This is a genomic window from Streptomyces lunalinharesii (genome assembly GCF_039532155.1).
Taxonomy (GTDB): domain Bacteria; phylum Actinomycetota; class Actinomycetes; order Streptomycetales; family Streptomycetaceae; genus Streptomyces; species Streptomyces lunalinharesii.
In genome coordinates this window covers 14,264-29,982 of sequence record NZ_BAAARK010000032.1, presented here as the reverse complement: position 1 = coordinate 29,982, position 15,719 = coordinate 14,264, and the positions used below count along the sequence as shown (strand labels likewise).

Annotated in this window: 14 protein-coding genes; 10 read left to right on the top strand and 4 right to left on the bottom strand. The window is 74.8% G+C overall.

Going from position 1 to position 15,719, the window contains the following annotated elements; translation table 11 throughout:
• The first annotated feature begins 117 nt into the window (after positions 1-117).
• The 3 genes from ABD385_RS32430 to ABD385_RS32420 all read left to right on the top strand — a co-directional run bounded on the left by ABD385_RS32430 (position 118) and on the right by ABD385_RS32420 (position 3,277).
• Complete coding sequence (locus ABD385_RS32430; RefSeq protein ID WP_344582731.1) at positions 118-969, top strand: GntR family transcriptional regulator; 852 nt, start codon at positions 118-120, stop codon at positions 967-969.
• 9 nt (positions 970-978) lie between these two features.
• Entirely contained in the window at positions 979-1,893 is a 915-nt protein-coding gene (locus ABD385_RS32425; RefSeq protein WP_344582730.1) for a sulfite exporter TauE/SafE family protein, read from the top strand.
• A gap of 145 nt (positions 1,894-2,038) precedes the next feature.
• Positions 2,039-3,277, top strand: a complete 1,239-nt coding sequence (locus ABD385_RS32420; protein WP_344582729.1) for an NAD(P)/FAD-dependent oxidoreductase — start codon at positions 2,039-2,041, stop codon at positions 3,275-3,277.
• Between the two features lie 129 nt (positions 3,278-3,406).
• On the opposite strand, the gene ABD385_RS32415 is transcribed toward ABD385_RS32420, so the two are convergent.
• Positions 3,407-4,489, bottom strand: a complete 1,083-nt coding sequence (locus tag ABD385_RS32415; RefSeq protein WP_344582728.1) for a MerR family transcriptional regulator — start codon at positions 4,487-4,489, stop codon at positions 3,407-3,409.
• Positions 4,490-4,652: 163 nt separating this feature from the next.
• Positions 4,653-5,906 (bottom strand): amidohydrolase, encoded by a 1,254-nt coding sequence (locus ABD385_RS32410; RefSeq protein WP_344582726.1) that lies wholly within the window; start codon positions 5,904-5,906, stop codon positions 4,653-4,655.
• A 203-nt stretch (positions 5,907-6,109) separates the two neighbouring features.
• Between ABD385_RS32410 and ABD385_RS32405 the strand changes: the two genes are divergently transcribed.
• The 4 genes from ABD385_RS32405 to ABD385_RS32390 all read left to right on the top strand — a co-directional run bounded on the left by ABD385_RS32405 (position 6,110) and on the right by ABD385_RS32390 (position 10,867).
• On the top strand, positions 6,110-7,141 hold the full coding sequence (locus ABD385_RS32405; RefSeq protein ID WP_344582724.1) for a methyltransferase: 1,032 nt from the start codon (positions 6,110-6,112) through the stop codon (positions 7,139-7,141).
• Between the two features lie 106 nt (positions 7,142-7,247).
• Positions 7,248-8,408 carry a low temperature requirement protein A gene (locus ABD385_RS32400; protein WP_344582722.1) on the top strand — a complete coding sequence of 387 codons (1,161 nt, stop codon included), beginning with the start codon at positions 7,248-7,250 and terminating at the stop codon, positions 8,406-8,408.
• Between the two features lie 455 nt (positions 8,409-8,863).
• On the top strand, positions 8,864-9,679 hold the full coding sequence (locus tag ABD385_RS32395) for a L,D-transpeptidase family protein (protein WP_344582720.1): 816 nt from the start codon (positions 8,864-8,866) through the stop codon (positions 9,677-9,679).
• A gap of 30 nt (positions 9,680-9,709) precedes the next feature.
• On the top strand, positions 9,710-10,867 hold the full coding sequence (locus tag ABD385_RS32390; protein ID WP_344582718.1) for a P1 family peptidase: 1,158 nt from the start codon (positions 9,710-9,712) through the stop codon (positions 10,865-10,867).
• Here ABD385_RS32390 and ABD385_RS32385 read toward each other — a convergent pair.
• A complete protein-coding gene (locus ABD385_RS32385; RefSeq protein WP_344582717.1) occupies positions 10,864-11,580 on the bottom strand; it encodes a VIT1/CCC1 transporter family protein in 717 nt (238 codons plus the stop codon). The two genes, ABD385_RS32390 and ABD385_RS32385, sit on opposite strands and share 4 nt — an antisense overlap.
• 148 nt (positions 11,581-11,728) lie before the next feature.
• On the opposite strand from ABD385_RS32385, the gene ABD385_RS32380 reads away from it, so the two are divergent.
• Positions 11,729-12,454, top strand: a complete 726-nt coding sequence (locus ABD385_RS32380) for a Yip1 family protein (protein ID WP_344582716.1) — start codon at positions 11,729-11,731, stop codon at positions 12,452-12,454.
• Positions 12,455-12,499: 45 nt separating this feature from the next.
• Here the strand turns inward: ABD385_RS32380 and ABD385_RS32375 are convergent, their stop codons facing one another.
• Complete coding sequence (locus ABD385_RS32375) at positions 12,500-12,775, bottom strand: hypothetical protein (protein ID WP_344582714.1); 276 nt, start codon at positions 12,773-12,775, stop codon at positions 12,500-12,502.
• A gap of 314 nt (positions 12,776-13,089) precedes the next feature.
• Here ABD385_RS32375 and ABD385_RS32370 point away from each other — a divergent pair, with 314 nt between their 5' ends.
• Together ABD385_RS32370 and ABD385_RS32365 are read left to right on the top strand one after the other, a co-directional pair.
• Positions 13,090-14,280 carry a CaiB/BaiF CoA transferase family protein gene (locus tag ABD385_RS32370; RefSeq protein ID WP_344582713.1) on the top strand — a complete coding sequence of 397 codons (1,191 nt, stop codon included), beginning with the start codon at positions 13,090-13,092 and terminating at the stop codon, positions 14,278-14,280.
• Positions 14,281-14,361: 81 nt separating this feature from the next.
• A complete protein-coding gene (locus ABD385_RS32365; RefSeq protein ID WP_344582711.1) occupies positions 14,362-15,687 on the top strand; it encodes a L,D-transpeptidase in 1,326 nt (441 codons plus the stop codon).
• Positions 15,688-15,719: the final 32 nt, after the last annotated feature.

Here is a 15,719-nt window from a genome sequence, read left to right as displayed (position 1 = left end):
ACCGTGCATGTCGCTCTGTTGTGCGGATGCACGGATGTACGTACATTAAGTATCCGGTTGGCGGGGGGACAAGCCGGACCCCTCCCCGCGGGCCGGACCACGGACGAGAGGACCGCCATGACGCCGCCCCAGCCCGAACCGACGGGCGCGTACGGCCGGATGCCCCGGCACGACGCCGACCGCGACGGCGACGCGCACGGGCCGCGCCCGTTGGACCGCGGTTCCCCGCTGCCCCTGTGGGCGCAGCTGCTGGACGACCTGCGCCGCCGGATGGAAGCCGGCGCGTTCACCGCGGAGTTCCCGGCCGAGCACCGGCTGACGGGCGAGTACGAGGTCAGCCGCCACACCGTCCGGGAGGCGCTGCGCAAACTGCGCGCCGACGGCCTGGTGATCGCCGAACGCGGCCGCGCCAGCCGCCTCGACGCCCGCCGCATCCAACAGCCGCTCGGCTCCCTCTACAGCCTCTTCCGCGACCTGGAGGCCCAGGGCGTGGACCAGCACAGCGAGGTGCTGCGGCTGGAGCGGACCGCGGACGCGACGGTCGCCGGCCACCTGGGACTGATCCCGGACGCGCCGCTGGTCGTCCTGGAGCGGTTGCGCCTGGCGGACGGCGAACCGCTGGCCCACGACACCGCGTACCTCCCGGCCGACCTCGCCGAGCCGCTGCTGGGCGCCGACTTCGGACACACCTCGCTCTACGGCGAACTGTCCCGGCGCTGCGGGGTGAAGGTGACCGGCGGACGCGAGCGGATCGCCCCGTTCCTGCCGGACGTGCGGCAGGCGTGGCTGCTCGGGCTGGCCGACCGGGAGGCGGCGTTCGCCATCGAACGCATCGGCCGGGCCGGCGAGCGGGTGGTGGAGTGGCGCGAGACGGTGGTCCGCGGCGACCGCTTCGCGTTCGTCGCCGAGTGGTCCGACGCCAGTCGGGCGGTCGCCCTCGCCCCGCGCGCCGCGGCGCCGTCCGTCTGACGGGCCGCCGTGTCCGTCCTCATAGCCGCGACGGCGCTGCCCTGCGGGCTGCTGATCGGCCTGTTGCTCGGCGCGCTCGGTGGTGGCGGTTCGGTGCTGGCGGTGCCGGCGCTGGTCTATCTGATGGGCCAGTCGCCGCACGCGGCGACCGCGGGCGCCCTGGTGGTGGTCGCGGTCGGCGCGGTCAGCGGGCTGCTCTGCCACGCCCGGGCCGGCCGGGTCCGCTGGGCCGCCGGCGCGACGTTCGGTGCCCTGGGGACGGCCGGCAGCTACGCCGGCTCCCGTTGGAGCGCGGCCCTGGACCCCGGCGTCCTGATGGCCGCGTTCTCGGTGCTGATGCTGGTGGTGGCGGCGGGAATGGTGCTGCGCGGGAGACGGCGGAGCGTACGGGCCACCGCGGGGGACGGGGCACCGGAGCCGGCGCCCCCCAAGGAGCCGGCGCCGCGGTCGACGCCCCGAGGGTGGCCGACGCGCTTACGGGAGGGGCGGCGCGCGCAGGAGCCGGCGCGCCCCGCGGAGTACGGGCACCGGCCCGAGGTCCCGGCCGCCCCTCGCACCCGTCCGCTGCGCACCGTCCTGACCGCCTCAGCGGTGGGGCTGCTCACCGGCTTCTTCGGGGTGGGCGGCGGCTTCGTCGTGGTGCCGGCCCTCACCCTCGTCCTCGGGCTGGAGATGCCGGTCGCCGTCGGCACCTCGCTGCTGGTGATCCTGGTCAACTCCGGTGTGGCGCTGGCGACCCGGGCCGGGACCGGGTCCTTGGACTGGCCGCTGCTGGCCACCCTCGCGGCCTGCGCCGCGGTCGGCAGCCACCTCGGCAACCGCCTCGCCGGCCACCTGCGCCCGCAGACCCTCAGCACCTCCTTCGCCGCCCTCGTCACCGTCCTCGCGCTGGCGATGGCGGCCAGCACGCTGCCCGGCCTGTGAGACCGCCGCCCGGACGCCACGACGTCCCACCGCGGGCCCGCGCCCCGGCCCGCACCGGTGCCCGGGAGCACACCGGAGCGCCCCGCGCCCCCGGCCCTTGCGGAACCCCAACCCCCAAGAACCACCCACGAGTCAGGAGACCCGCATGACCCGGCCCGCCGCCGACGCGGACCCCGCGCCCGCCGCCACCCCCGTCCACCACCAGGTCCTGATCGTCGGCGGCGGTACCGCGGGCATCACCGTCGCCGCCCGGTTACGCCGCGCCGGCGTCCGGGACGTCGCCCTGCTGGACCCCGCCGACACGCACTGGTACCAGCCGCTGTGGACGCTGGTCGGCGGCGGCCAGGCACCGCTGCGCGCCGCGCTGCGCCCGGAGGCCGAGGTCATTCCGCCCGGCGTCCGCTGGCTGCGGGAGCGCGCCACCGCCGTCGATCCGGTGGCCCGGACGGTCACCACCGCCACCGGCCGGGTGTTCTCCTACGGGCGGCTGGTCCTGGCGCCCGGTCTGCACCTCGACTGGGACGGCGTGCCGGGGCTGGCCCGGGCCGTCGGCCACCACGGGGTGAGCAGCAACTACCGGGCCGACCTCGCCCCGTACACCTGGGAGTTGATCCGCCGGATGCGGCGCGGAACGGCCGTGTTCACCATGCCGTCCGGGCCGGTCAAGTGCGGTGGCGCACCGCAGAAGATCGCGTACCTGGCCGCGGACCACTGGCGCAAGCGCGGCGTCCTGGGCAACATCCGCACCGTCCTCGCCCTCCCGGAACCCAGCCTCTTCAAGGTGCCGGTCTTCGCCCGGGCCCTGGAGGGGGCCGCCCGCCGCTACGGCATCGAGGTGCGGCTGCAGACCGAACTGACCCAACTGGACGGCCCGGGGCGGGCCGCCGTCCTCACCGACCATGCCACCGGCCGCACCGAGACCGTCCGCTACGACCTGCTGCACGCGGTCCCGCCGCAGCGCGCCCCGCAGTGGCTCGCCGACGGCCCGTTGGCGGATCCGGGCTCCCCGCACGGCTACGTCAAGACGGACCCGCACACCCTCCAGAGCCCCGACTTCCCCGAGGTGTACGCCCTGGGGGACGTGGCCCACCTGCCCACGTCCAAGACGGGCGCCGCGATCCGCAAGCAGGCCCCGGTCCTCGTCGCCAACCTCCTCGCCGGGCTCCGCGGCCGGCCCGCCACCGCCCGCTACGACGGCTACACCTCCTGCCCCCTGGTCACCGCCCGGCACAAGATGCTGCTGGCCGAGTTCGACTACGACCTGCGCCCCGCACCGTCGATCCCCTTCCTCGACACCACCCGGGAGCGCACCGACATGTGGTTCCTCAAGCGCTACGGGCTGCCGCAGCTCTACTTCCAGGGAATGTTGAAGGGGCGGGCGTAGCGGCCGGGGGCGGGCCACCGCCCGGCGGGGCGCGCGGATCGACCGCGCCCCCGCCGGGCAGGGATCTGGCAAGGGGCCCGCACACCCCCTAAGGGCACCCCGTACGGGCCCGCCCCGCCCCCGCCCCGCTCAGGCCGCCGCTGCCGCCTCCACCACGTCCGCCACCACGCATCCGACGTTGTCGGGGGCGCCGGCCTCGTGGGCGAGCCGGACCAGGTCGGCGACGGCCTGGTGGGGCGTGGCCGCGCCGGCGAGGGCCGCCCGGATCGCCTCGGGCGGCACGACGGCGGTCAGGCCGTCGGTGCACAGCAGGTAGCGCTCGCCGGGGCGGGCGTCGAGCAGGTGGAGGTCCGGGGCGAAGTCGGTGCCCCCGTCCAAGGACCGCGACAGCAGTGCGCGCTGCGGGTGCGAGGACGCCTCCTCGGGGGTGAGCCGGCCCTCGTCGACGAGGGACTGCACCAGGGTGTGGTCGTGGGTGAGGCGGACCAGCCCCGCGTCGCGCAGCACGTAGGCGCGCGAGTCCCCGACGTGCAGCAGCGCCAGCCGCGCACCCGAGCGCAGCACGGCGGTGAGGGTGCTGCCGGTCGACTCGCCGGCGGACGGCGCGGCCCGGTGGGCGCGCCGGGCCGCCTCCTCCAAGACGGCCAACAGGTCGTCCGCGCCCACCTCCTGGCCCTCCAGGTCCTTCAGCGCCTCGACGGCGGCGGTGGCGGCCGGCCCCCCGCCGGGGCCGTAGCCGTCGGCCACCGCCAGCAGGCGCGGGCCGGCGTGGGCCGCGTCCTGGTTGGCGGGCCGGACCAGCCCGCGGTCCGTCAGGGCGGCGCACCGCAGCGTCAACGGGGCGGTGGGGTCGTGGGGTTCGGTCATCGTGGTGTCCTTCCGTTCCAGCTGGTCCACGAGGAAGGCGGCCAGGTCCCGGCGGGCGGCGAACTCGGTCTCGACCTGCGCCCAGTACGCCGCGACCGACCGGGCCGCGACGGCCGGCGCCAGCCCGCACACCTCGCGGATGCGGGCCAACGGCATGCCGAGCCGCCGCAGCCAGGCGACCGACCGGGCCCGCTCCAACTGGGCCGGGGCGTAGTAGCGGTAGCCGCTGTGCGGGTCGACGTGGACGGGGGTCAGCAGGGCGAGTTCGTCGTACAGGCGCAGTGCCTTCGGCGAGAGCCGGGACGCCCGTGCGAACGCCCCGATCGTCAGCAGTTCCCCGTCCACCCGGTGCTCCTTTGCGCTCCGCGCGCCGCCGACGAACGGCGTCCGTCCTCCTCGTGCCGGGCACCGCGCCCGGCCCCACCGATGCTGGGCCTTCCCCCAAGGACAAGGTCAACGAGCCGTTCGCCCCGGTGCCCGGCGGGACCTCCGGGGCCCGACCGCTGCCCTAGGCCCGGCCCAGCTGCGCCAACGCCGCCACCGTCAGCGCCTGCACGCCCGTGGACAGGGTCGGCCGGGCGACCGGCACGAAGCGGGACGAGTGGTTGGAGGGGATGTCCTGGGCCAGCCGCCCGGCGGCCAGCGCGGTGCGGAACGCGTCCGGGTCCCAGCCGCCCAGCCACCAGTAGTACAGCGGCGCCCCGGCGGCCGTCGCCAACAGGCCGGCGTCCTCACTGCCGGTCGCCGGGTCGAAGGCGAACACCCGCTGGTCGCCGAAGTGCCGCGTGAAGTCCGCGGTGACGGCCGCCAGCACCGCGTCGTCGTTGACCGTCACCGGGAACGAGTCGAGCACCGTCGTCTCCGGCTCCTCGGGCGCGCCGGACGCGGCCGCCTCGGCCCGCGCGATCCGTTCGACGGCCGCCAGCACCGCGGTCCGCACGTTCGCGTCGAAGCTGCGGACGCTGAGCCGCACGACGGCCCGGTCCGGGATCACGTTGGCGGTGTCGCCGGCGTGGAACGAGCCGACCGTGACCACCGCCTGCTCCTTCGCCGCGATCTCCCGCGACACCACCGACTGCACCCGCTGCACGAACGCCGCCGCCATCAGGATCGGGTCCACCGTCGTCTCCGGCCGCGACCCGTGGCCGCCCGTCCCGTGGAACGTGATCTCCAGCGTGTCCGCCGCGGCCATGCAGGCGCCCGGACAGTACGCGATCAGCCCCGCGCCGAACGGGGCGACGTGCTGCGCCAGCACCACGTCGGGCACCGGCACCAGCTGCTTGCTGTAGAGGCCGTCGTCGAGCATGGCGCGGGCGCCGCTGCCGGCCTCCTCGGCCGGCTGGAACAGCACCACGAGCGTCCCCGACCAGCACGCGCGGCCGGCGGCCAGCAGGTCGGCGGCGCCCAGCAGGCACGTCACGTGGACGTCGTGCCCGCAGGCGTGCATCCGCCCCGGGACGGTCGAGGCGTACGGCACGTCGGAGTTCTCGGAGACCGGCAGCGCGTCCATGTCGGCGCGCAGCAGGACCACCGGCCCCGGGCCGTTGCGCAGCACGCCGGTCACGCCGGTCACGCCGATGCCGGTCGTGACGTCGTAGCCGTACGCGGTCAGCCGGCGGGCCGCCTCGGCGGCGGTGCGGGTCTCCTCGTAGGCGAGTTCGGGGTGGCGGTGCAGGTCTTCGTAGAGCGCCACGAGGTCCGCGAGGCGGGCGTCGAGCGGTTCCAGGACGGATGCGGGGGAGGAAGGGTCACGGTCGCTCATACGCGCATTCGACCACGCGCGGACGCCGCCGTCTGCCCCCTGGCGCGCCGGTCCGCGCCGCCGGCCGCCCCGTGCGCCCTGGCCGGTACCCAGCGGTTCACCACCCCTCCCCCCGTGACACCACCGCCACCGCCTGCAACCGTGGATCACCATGCCTGCGACGTGGCGCAGCGCAGGCCCAAGCCGACGACCGGAGGCTGACGTTGGCCACTTCACCCACCCGACCGGCGGACGAGCCCGGCGACCTCGCGACCCACCTCATGGACCAGGCCCTGGGCCACCTCTTCTCCGCCGCGCTGCGCACCGCCGCCCACTACCGCATCGCCGACCGGCTCGCGGTGGGCCCGCGCACCCCCGAGCAACTGGCCGCCGCCACCGACACCCACGCCCCCCACCTGCGCCGGGTGCTGCGCTACCTCGCCGCCCGCGGCGTCTTCCGGGAGGACGCCGCGGGCGCGTACCAGCTGACCCCGGCCGCCCGGCAGCTGCGCACCGACGTGCCCGACTCGCTGCACCCGGCGGTCATGATGCTCACCGACGACCTGTTCCTGCGGACCTCCGCCGGCCTGACCGAGGCGGTGGCGCACGGCGGCGCGGCCTTCGAACGGCTCTTCGGTACACCGTTGTTCACCCACCTGGCGTCGGACGCGGCCAAGCGGGAACTCTTCGACGACGGCATGGCCTCCCTGGCCGCCCCGGCGGACGACGCGGTGGCCGCCGCCTACCCCTTTCCGGAGACCGGCACCGTCGTCGACGTCGGCGGCGGCCGGGGCGGCCTGCTGCGCGCGGTGCTCCGGCGCCGTCCGCAGGTCAGCGGCGTCCTCTTCGACCTGGCGCCGCCGCTGGCCCACCACCTCCTGGACACCGACGACCTGAAGGGCCGCTGGCGCACCCAGGAGGGCGACTTCTTCGCGGCGGTCCCCGAGGGCGGCGACGTCTACGTCCTCAAGCACGTCCTGCACGACTGGCCGGACGAGCCCTGCCGCCGCATCCTGCGCAGCTGCCGCGCGGCGATGGCGCCCGGCCGCCGCCTGCTGGTCGTCGACTCCGTCCTGCCGCCGGGGAACGCCCCGCACTTCGGCAAGACGATGGACATCGCCATGCTGGCCGTCCTCGACGGGCAGGAGCGCAACGCGGACGAGTTCGCCGCGCTGCTGGCGGCGAGCGGCTTCCGGCTGACCCGGGTGCTGCCGACGGCCGCCTTCCCCTCCATCGTGGAGGCGGTCGCGGACTAGGCCGCGGGCCCGCGACACGCCGCGGGCCCGTTGCCCCCGCCGCCCTCGCGCCCGCGCTGTACTGAGTGCCACCCCATCAGCGGTCGACGAGAGGGGCTGGTGCACCGTGCCGGTTCTGATGCGTGCGCGCGGTCGTGCGGAGTCGCACCGCGCCTCCACCCCACTGGAGCTGTTCTTCGACCTCTGCTTCGTGGTGGCGGTCGCCCAGGCCGGCCGCCAACTGGTGCACGCGCTCGCCGAGGGCCATCCGGGGCACGGCGTCGTCGGCTATCTGATGGTGTTCTTCGCCATCTGGCTGGCGTGGCTCAACTTCAGCTGGTTCGCGTCGGCGTACGACACCGACGACCCGCTGTACCGGGTGGTGACGCTCGTTCAGATCGTCGGGGTGCTCGTCCTGGCCGCGGGCGTGCCGCGGGCCTTCACCGCCGGGGACTTCCGGATCGTCTGGGTCGGCTATGTGGTGATGCGGTTGGCGCTGGTCAGCCAGTGGCTGCGGGCCGCCCACGACACCCGGGGCGCGGAACGGCGGACCGCCCTGCGCTACGCCTCGGGGGTGACCCTCTGCCAGATCGGCTGGGCGGCGCTGCTGCTCCTGCCGCCGGCCGACGCCCCGTGGGTGTTCATCGTCATGGGTGCGCTGGAGCTGTCGGTCCCGGCGCTCGCCGAACGCGACCGGCCGACCGGCTGGCACCCGCACCACATCGCCGAACGGTACGGGCTGTTCACCCTCATCGTGCTGGGCGAAACGGTCTCCGCGGCGACCGTGGCGGTCCAGTCCGCGCTCGACGAGCACCACGACCTGGCCGTCCTGCTGCCGATCGCGGCCGGCGGCCTGCTGCTGGTCTTCGCCGCGTACTGGATCTACTTCGCCGTCCCCATCCACCTCCACCTGCGCTCCAACCAGCAGGCGTTCCTGTGGGGCTACGGCCACTACCTGGTGTTCGGTTCGGCCGCGGCGATCGGCGCGGGCATCGAGATCGCGGTGGAGGAGTCGGCCGGCCGGGCCCACCTGTCGGCGCACGCGGCGGCGGCCTGCGTCACGGTGCCGGCGGCGCTCTACCTGGTCACGGTGTGGCTGATCCACTCCCGCCACCAGAAGCGCGGGCCGGCCCAGCAACTGGTGTTGCCGGTGGCCGCCGTAGCGGTGTTGGCCTGCACGTTCGCGGGGTCGGCGGCGGTTTTGGCGGCAGGGCTGGTGGCGGCGGTGACGGTGGCGGTGGGGATCACCCTGACGGCCCGCCAGGGCACCGCACTGGCGGAGGAGTAGCGGCCCTCCGGTCGCCGCACGGCGCGCACGGGCGCGAGCGACGCGCGGCCCGCCGCGCCGTCCCCCGTTAGCGTGCCGAACGGCCGTGCGCGCGCCCGTCCCGCCCCGCGCCCCGCGCCCGCATCCGCCGAACGCGCGCATAGCGCGTCAACTCACCGCACACGGGGCAGACTTGGGCCGCATTCCGGCCAACTTGGGGCGGCCTCCCGCGCCCCCGGGGCACCCTCCGGAGCGCCCTCTCCACCCCGCCTGTCCGGCCAATCGGCGCATTCCCCCGCCAAAGGTTCACCCGGCGTGCGGCGTCGTCCTGCTGCCCTCTACCGTTCACCACAGCCCGCGGAAGCGGCCCGGCCGGAACGCGGTAGGGTGCAGATTGCCCTTTTTATGCCCGGGGGTCCGCCGTTCACGGTGTCCCACGGGCCGTCCACCCGCCCGTACCTGAGGAGACGCCAGACATGGCAGCCCGCCACGCTCAGTCCCGTGCGCGCAGGAGACTGTCCCGGCGCAGCAAGGCCGTCAGCGGCCTCGCGCTCTCCACCCTGGTCGGCACCGCCCTGTGGGCCTGGCCGGCCTCGGGCGACGACCACAGCGGCCGACCGGACGCCAAGAGCGGTTCGGCCCACGCGGCGTCCAGCCCGAACACCCCGGCGCCCGCACAGGCCGCACCCCAGACCGCCCGCGGCCTGCGGGCCATCCCGGACCTCAGCGACGCCGCCCGAAAGCGCATACCGGCCAACGCCCGCCAGGTCCTCGTCGTCACCGGCAAGGCCACCGACTCGTACGAGTCGCGGGTCGTCCTGTACACCCGCGAGGACGGCTCGGACTTCTGGGAGGCCGGCCCCGGCTGGGCCGCGCACAACGCCGCCCACGGCTGGACCAGCGACCACCACTACGGCGACCTGCGCTCCCCCGAGGGCGTCTACGCCCTCACCGACGCCGGCGGGCGACTGCCGGCCCCCGGGGGCACCAAGCTGCCCTACGACCACAACCGCAGCTTCGTCGCCCACGGCACCGGCGTCGAGGGCGAGCCGCTGGCCGGCGCCTTCGACTACGTCATCGCCATCAACTACAACCGCGTCCCCGGCACCTCCCCGCTGGACGGGCAGCGTCCGCTCGGCGACGAAAAGGGCGGCGGCGTCTGGCTGCACGTCGACCACGACGGCCCCACCCAGGGCTGCGTCAGCCTCAAGCCGGAGGTGATGCGCGAACTGCTGCGCACCCTCGACCCGGCGCTCCACCCGGTCGTCGTGATGGGGCCGGCCGGCCACTGAACGGGCTGCGCGCGTGGTACGCATGGCCCCATGACCGACGCGCGGCAGCACCAGCGGCACCAGGGGGGCGAGGCCACCCCTCACCCCCCGGGCCCGCACGACGCCCTGACCGACGTTTCCGGCCTGCGGGTCGGCCACGCCCAGCGCACCGGCGACGGCTGGCTCACCGGCACCACCGTCGTCCTCGCCCCCGAAGGCGGCGCCGTCACGGCGGTCGACGTGCGCGGCGGCGGCCCGGGCACCCGGGAGACCGATGCCCTCGACCCCCGCAACCTCGTCCAGCGCATCGAGGCGGTCGTCCTGACCGGCGGCTCCGCGTTCGGCCTCGACGCCGCGGCCGGTGTCGCCGGCTGGCTGGAGGAGCAGGGCCGCGGCTTCCGGGTCGGCCCCGACCCCGCCCAGGTCGTCCCCGTCGTTCCCGCCGCCGCCCTCTTCGACCTGGGCCGCGGCGGCGACTGGCGGGCCCGCCCGGACGCCGCCCTGGGCCGCGCGGCCGTCGAGGCCGCCGCCCGCACGACCCCCGGCGCGCCGGTCCCCCAGGGCAACGTCGGCGCCGGCACCGGCGCGGTCAGCGGCGGCATCAAGGGCGCCATCGGCACCGCCAGCGCGGTGCTGCCGTCCGGGATAACCGTCGCCGCGCTGGCCGCCGTCAACGCCGCGGGCTCCTTCGCCGACCCGCACACCGGCGCCCTCTACGGCGCCCCCACCCAGCTCCCCGACCCCGCGGTCCACGCGACCGCCCGGCGCCGCCTCGTCCGGGCCCGGGAGATCTCCGCCGGCCGGTCCGCCGCGTCGGTCCACCCGCCCCTCAACACCGTCCTCGCGGTGGTGGCCACGGACGCCGACCTCACCCGCGCGCAGGCCCACAAGCTCGCCGGCACCGCCCACGACGGCCTGGCCCGCGCCCTGCGCCCCGTGCACCTCCTCAACGACGGCGACGCGGTCTTCGCCGTCGCCACCGGCGCCCGCCCGCTGGCCACCGCGGAGGCCCTGGCCGACCCCGTCTTCGGCGTCCACCTGCAAGCCGGCGCCCTCAACGACGTCCTCGCCGCCGGCGCCGACGTGCTGACCCGGGCCATCGTCAAGGCCGCCCACGCCGCCACCTCGGTGGACGGCCCCGGCGGCCTCTTCCCGTCGTACTCGGACCTCTACGGCCCGCCGGCGGACGACGCCCCGGAGCGGTCCTAGGCCCCTACCGCCCCCAGCAGCGTGCCCGCCACATAAGTGACCGCCATGGCCAGTGCGCCGCCGGCCACGTTGCGCAGTACCGCCGGGCCCACCGGTGCCGACCCCAGGCGGGCGCTGGTCCAGCCGCACAGGGCCAGCGCCGCCAGCACCGCGACCACCGTGATCCACAGGCGTTGGCCGGTCGGCGGCAGCACGATGGCGAGCAGCGGCAGCAGCGCGCCCGCGGTGAAGGCGAGGAAGCTGGCGCCCGCCGCGTGCCAGGGGTTGGTGAGGTCGTCCGGGTCGATGCCCAGCTCCACCTCGGCGTGCGCGCGCAGCGCGTCATGGTCCGTCAGCTGCTCGGCGACCTCCCGGGCGAGTTCGGGGCCGAGGCCCTTGCCCTCCAGCAGTTCGGTCAGTTCGCGCAGTTCGGCCTGCGGCTCGGTGGCCAGCTCGCGCTTCTCCAGGGCCAGCGCGGCCTTCTCGGAGTCGCGTTGGGTGGAGACCGACACGTACTCGCCGGCCGCCATGGACATCGATCCGGCCAGCAGGCCGGCGAGTCCGGCGGTGAGCAGGGTGGCCTGCGAGTCGGTGGCGCCGGCGACGCCGACGACGAGTCCGGCGGTGGAGACCACTCCGTCGTTGGCCCCGAGGACCGCCGCCCGCAGCCAGTTGAGGCGACTGCCGAGCCCGCCGCCGTGGGCCTCGTCGTGGTCCGGTGTCTGAAGGGTCACCGGTCGAGCGTCTCATCCGGGGCCGGCCGACGGGGCCTTGCCTCGCCCGGTGCCCCTCGGTGCCGGCCCGGTACCACCCGGTGGCCGTCCCGGGCCCACCGGTGCCCGCGCGTCGGGCCCCGGTGGGCCCGGTGGTAGAAACGGCCGTATGTCCGCATCGCCGCCCCCCACCCCGCCCCCGCCACGGTCCGGCCGGCGCGCCGCCGCGCCGTCGGGTGCGGAGCCGCCGCCCCCGCCGCCGCCCACGTTGGTGCAGCCGGCACCGCCCGGCCCCGGGGGCGCCCGCCCGCCGGCCGGTCGTCGGGAGTCCGTCCGTCAGGAGCCGGTGCGGCGCCGCCGGTTGTGGTGGCACCGGTTGATACTCGGGCTCTGGTACCGGCCGGTGGACGTGTTCGACGAGGCGCGGGACCGCAGTGCGTGGGGCGCGGCGGTGCTGCTGTGCCTGATCAGCGGCGGGATCGGGATCGTGTCGGTGGACGCGTTCCGGGCGCAGTGGGCGGCCAACCACACGGCGGCGCTCCAGTTGGCCGGGATGGCCGAGGCGATCGTGCTGCTGGCCAGTCTGGCGCTGGGGGCGGTCGCGCACGCGATAGCGCGGACGCTCGGGGGCAACGGGCGGTTCGCGCCGACGGCGAGTCTGTTCGTGGTGGTCTTCTGGGTGACGGACCTGCCGCGGTTGCTCATCGCGGCCTGGTTGCCGACGAGTTCCACGTTCGTGCAGGCCGCCACCTGGACGACCTGGGGGTTCGGCTACTTCCTCGCGGTGCTGCTGATACGCGGTCAGCACCACCTGCCGACCCGTAAGGCGGCGACTGCGGTGTCGGTCCAGATGCTCGCGGCGCTGGCGCTGCTGAAGCTGGGGCCGGTGCAGTGAGCCGGGCGCACCCGTGGGGCGCGAGCCCGGTCGGCCGGCGCCGGGTCAACTGCGGCTGCTGAGCTGTCGCACGAGGTCGTCGAACGCCTGGCGTTCGGCGGGGGTGAGGTCCACGTTCTCGGAGGGCGGGCCGCCGGGGCCGGTCTGGCGCGGTACGGCGTCGAGCCGGGCCCGGGAGCGCGGTGGGCGCCGCCCGTAGGACGTGGGGGTGCCGTAGGTGCCGCGCCGGGTGAGTCTGACCAGGCCGACTGCCCAGAGGACGACGACGACCAGCAGAACGCCTAGGCCGATCTGCTGGAGAATCGAAACGGAGGGGACCATGCTGTTCCTCCCGAACAAGTGGGCGCTGGGCAAGCCCCAGTAGACACCACGCGTCTGGGCTTCCAACAGGGGATCTTGGGTTGTAAATCGGTAAGTGACACATCTCCTATGACATTTCCCAGCATTCCAGACACCACACGCGTAGCGCTCCTCCACTCTGCGGTCCGTCGCCGGCGTTCCCCTCCCGCTCCGGCGCGCCACCGGCCGGACCGGCGCACTGCCGCGCCGGCCGTTGGACACCGCGGCGGCTTCCCCGCGGCGCGGGGGTCGGCCAACGATGGCGGCACCCCGTCCCCGACGTGAGGAGTTCGCCCGTGCCCCGGCAACACCACCGGACCGCCCCCCGCGCCCTCGACGGCGTCCTCGTGGCCGACTTCAGCCGGGTCCTGGCCGGCCCGCTCGCCGCCGCCACGCTCGCCGACCTCGGCGCCGAGGTCGTCAAGGTCGAGCGGCCGGGGGTCGGGGACGACACCCGCTCCTGGGGGCCGCCGTTCGCCGACGACGGCACCGCGGCGTACTTCGACGCCGCGAACCGCTCCAAGCGGGGGCTGGCGCTGGACCTGGCCGATCCCGAGGACGCGGCCGCGGCCCGGGAATTGGCCCGGCGGGCGGACGTCCTGATCGAGAACTTCCGCCCCGCCTCGCTCGCCAAGTACGGCCTGGACCCCGCGGCCACGCTGGCGGCCAACCCGGGGCTGGTGCACTGCACCATCAGCGGTTTCGGTTCCGGGGCGGGGGCGGCGCTGCCCGGCTACGACTTCGTGGTCCAGGCGGTGGGCGGACTGATGAGCATCACCGGCGAGCCCGGCGGGGCGCCGCTGAAGGCGGGGGTGGCGCTGGTGGACGTGCTGACCGCCAAGGACGCCGCGACGGGGATCCTGGCGGCGCTGCGGCATCGCGACCGGACCGGCGCGGGGCAGGCGGTGGAGGTGAACCTGCTCTCGTCGCTCCTGGGGTCGTTGGTGAACCAGGCGTCCGGCTATCTGGCCACCGGGCGGGACCCGGGGCCGATGGGCAACCGGCATCCGAGCATCGCCCCGTACGAGACGTTGGCGTGTCGGGGCGGGCTGTTGGCCGTGGCGGTGGGCAACGACCGGCAGTTCCGGGCGCTGGCGGGGGCGCTGGGGGCGCCGGAGTTGGCGGAGGACGTGCGGTTCCGTCGGAATCAGGATCGGGTGCAAAACCGTACAGAACTGGTCAAAGAACTGGAAGATCGCCTGGTCGCCGACACTCCGCGTGGCTGGGCGGAGCGGCTGGCGGCGGTTTCGGTGCCGTGCGGGCCGGTCAACACCGTGTCGGAGGCGCTGGAGCTGGCGGCGCGGCTCGGGCTGGACCCGATCGTCCAGGTCGGGGCGGGGCGGATCCCCCAAGTGGCCAGCCCGCTGCGGCTGTCGGGCACGCCGGTGACCGAACCCGGTGCGCCACCCCGCCTGGACGAAGACGGCGCGGCACTGCGAACCTGGTTGGCAGGGCCGGACGACCGACCCCTGCCGTCGAGATTGTGACCTCCGTCACAACAGGACCGTATCCGCAACCAAATCCACCCGTTGGTGCTGTTTACCAGCACGGAATCACAACACCCCTGTATGGAGCAGCTCGTGACATCGCTGGACAACCCCGCGCCCGCCCAGTCCCGCACCGACCACCAGCCGCTTCACCACGAGGCGCGGGATTCCGCCGCACCCCGCCGCAACCGGCGGATGCGCCGCACCCTGGCGCTCACCGCCCTGCTCGCCGCGGGCGCGCTGTCGCTGACGGCCTGTGGGGGCGACGCCGAGGCGGGGCAGGGCGACGGCAAGAACGGTCAGGCCGGCGCGGACGCCGCGGCCGCCAAGGACGCCTCCGACGCCAAGATCAAGGTCACGTCGAAGGACGGCGCCACCGACGCCAGCATCAACGACACCGGGGTGAAGGTCACCGGCGGCAAGTTGACCGACGTGAAGCTCACCGCCGTCGACACCGGCAAGGACGTCGCCGGCGCCATATCGTCGGACGGCCTGTCCTGGAAGCCCGGGGCGCAGCTGGACCGCGGCGCCAAGTACAAGATCGTGGCGAACGCCAAGGACGCCAAGGGCCGCCCGGCGACCGAGAACGCCACCTTCACCACGGTCTCGTCGGCCAACAGCTTCATCGGCTCGTTCACGCCCGACAACGGCAAGACCGTCGGCGTCGGCATGCCGGTGTCGTTCAACTTCGACAAGTCGATCAGCAACCGCAAGGACGTCCAGTCCCACATCACGGTGACCTCCAGCAGCGGCCAGCAGGTCGTCGGCCACTGGTTCGGCGAGCGGCGGCTGGACTTCCGGCCCGAGGACTACTGGAAGGCCGGCTCCAAGGTCACCATGAAGATCGACCTGGACGGCGTGAAGGGCGGCCAGGGCATCACCGGCGTGCAGTCCAAGACGGTGTCCTTCACCATCGGGCGCTCGCAGGTCTCGACGGTCGACATGAACACCCAGACCATGACCGTCAAGCAGGACGGGAAGGTCATCAAGTCCGTCCCGATCTCCGGCGGCAGCCCGGACCACCCGACCTACAACGGCCAGATGGTGATCTCGGAGAAGTTCGAGCAGACCCGGATGGACGGTTCGACGGTCGGCTTCGGCGGCGAGTACGACATCAAGGACGTGCCGCACGCCATGCGCCTGTCGTCCTCCGGCACGTTCATACACGGCAACTACTGGGGCAGCTCCTCGATCTTCGGCCGCACCGGCACCAGCCACGGCTGCGTCGGCCTGGAGGACAACAAGGGCGGCGGTGGCGACACCCCGGCCAAGTGGTTCTACGACAACTCGCTGATCGGCGACGTGGTGATCGTGAAGAACTCCCCGGACAAGACCGTCAAGCCCGACAACGGCCTCAACGGCTGGAACATGTCCTGGTCGGAGTGGACCGCGGGCAGCGCCTCCTGACGGCCGCCGGCCGCACCCGCTGAGCGCACGAG

Coding starts and splice junctions, on each gene's coding strand:
- ABD385_RS32395 (WP_344582720.1), top strand. CDS start 8,864: ATGGCAGCCCGCCACGCTCAGTCCCGTGCGCGCAGGAGACTGTCCCGG.
- ABD385_RS32410 (WP_344582726.1), bottom strand. CDS start 5,906: ATGAGCGACCGTGACCCTTCCTCCCCCGCATCCGTCCTGGAACCGCTC.
- ABD385_RS32380 (WP_344582716.1), top strand. CDS start 11,729: ATGTCCGCATCGCCGCCCCCCACCCCGCCCCCGCCACGGTCCGGCCGG.
- ABD385_RS32365 (WP_344582711.1), top strand. CDS start 14,362: ATGGAGCAGCTCGTGACATCGCTGGACAACCCCGCGCCCGCCCAGTCC.
- ABD385_RS32420 (WP_344582729.1), top strand. CDS start 2,039: ATGACCCGGCCCGCCGCCGACGCGGACCCCGCGCCCGCCGCCACCCCC.
- ABD385_RS32390 (WP_344582718.1), top strand. CDS start 9,710: ATGACCGACGCGCGGCAGCACCAGCGGCACCAGGGGGGCGAGGCCACC.
- ABD385_RS32430 (WP_344582731.1), top strand. CDS start 118: ATGACGCCGCCCCAGCCCGAACCGACGGGCGCGTACGGCCGGATGCCC.
- ABD385_RS32375 (WP_344582714.1), bottom strand. CDS start 12,775: ATGGTCCCCTCCGTTTCGATTCTCCAGCAGATCGGCCTAGGCGTTCTG.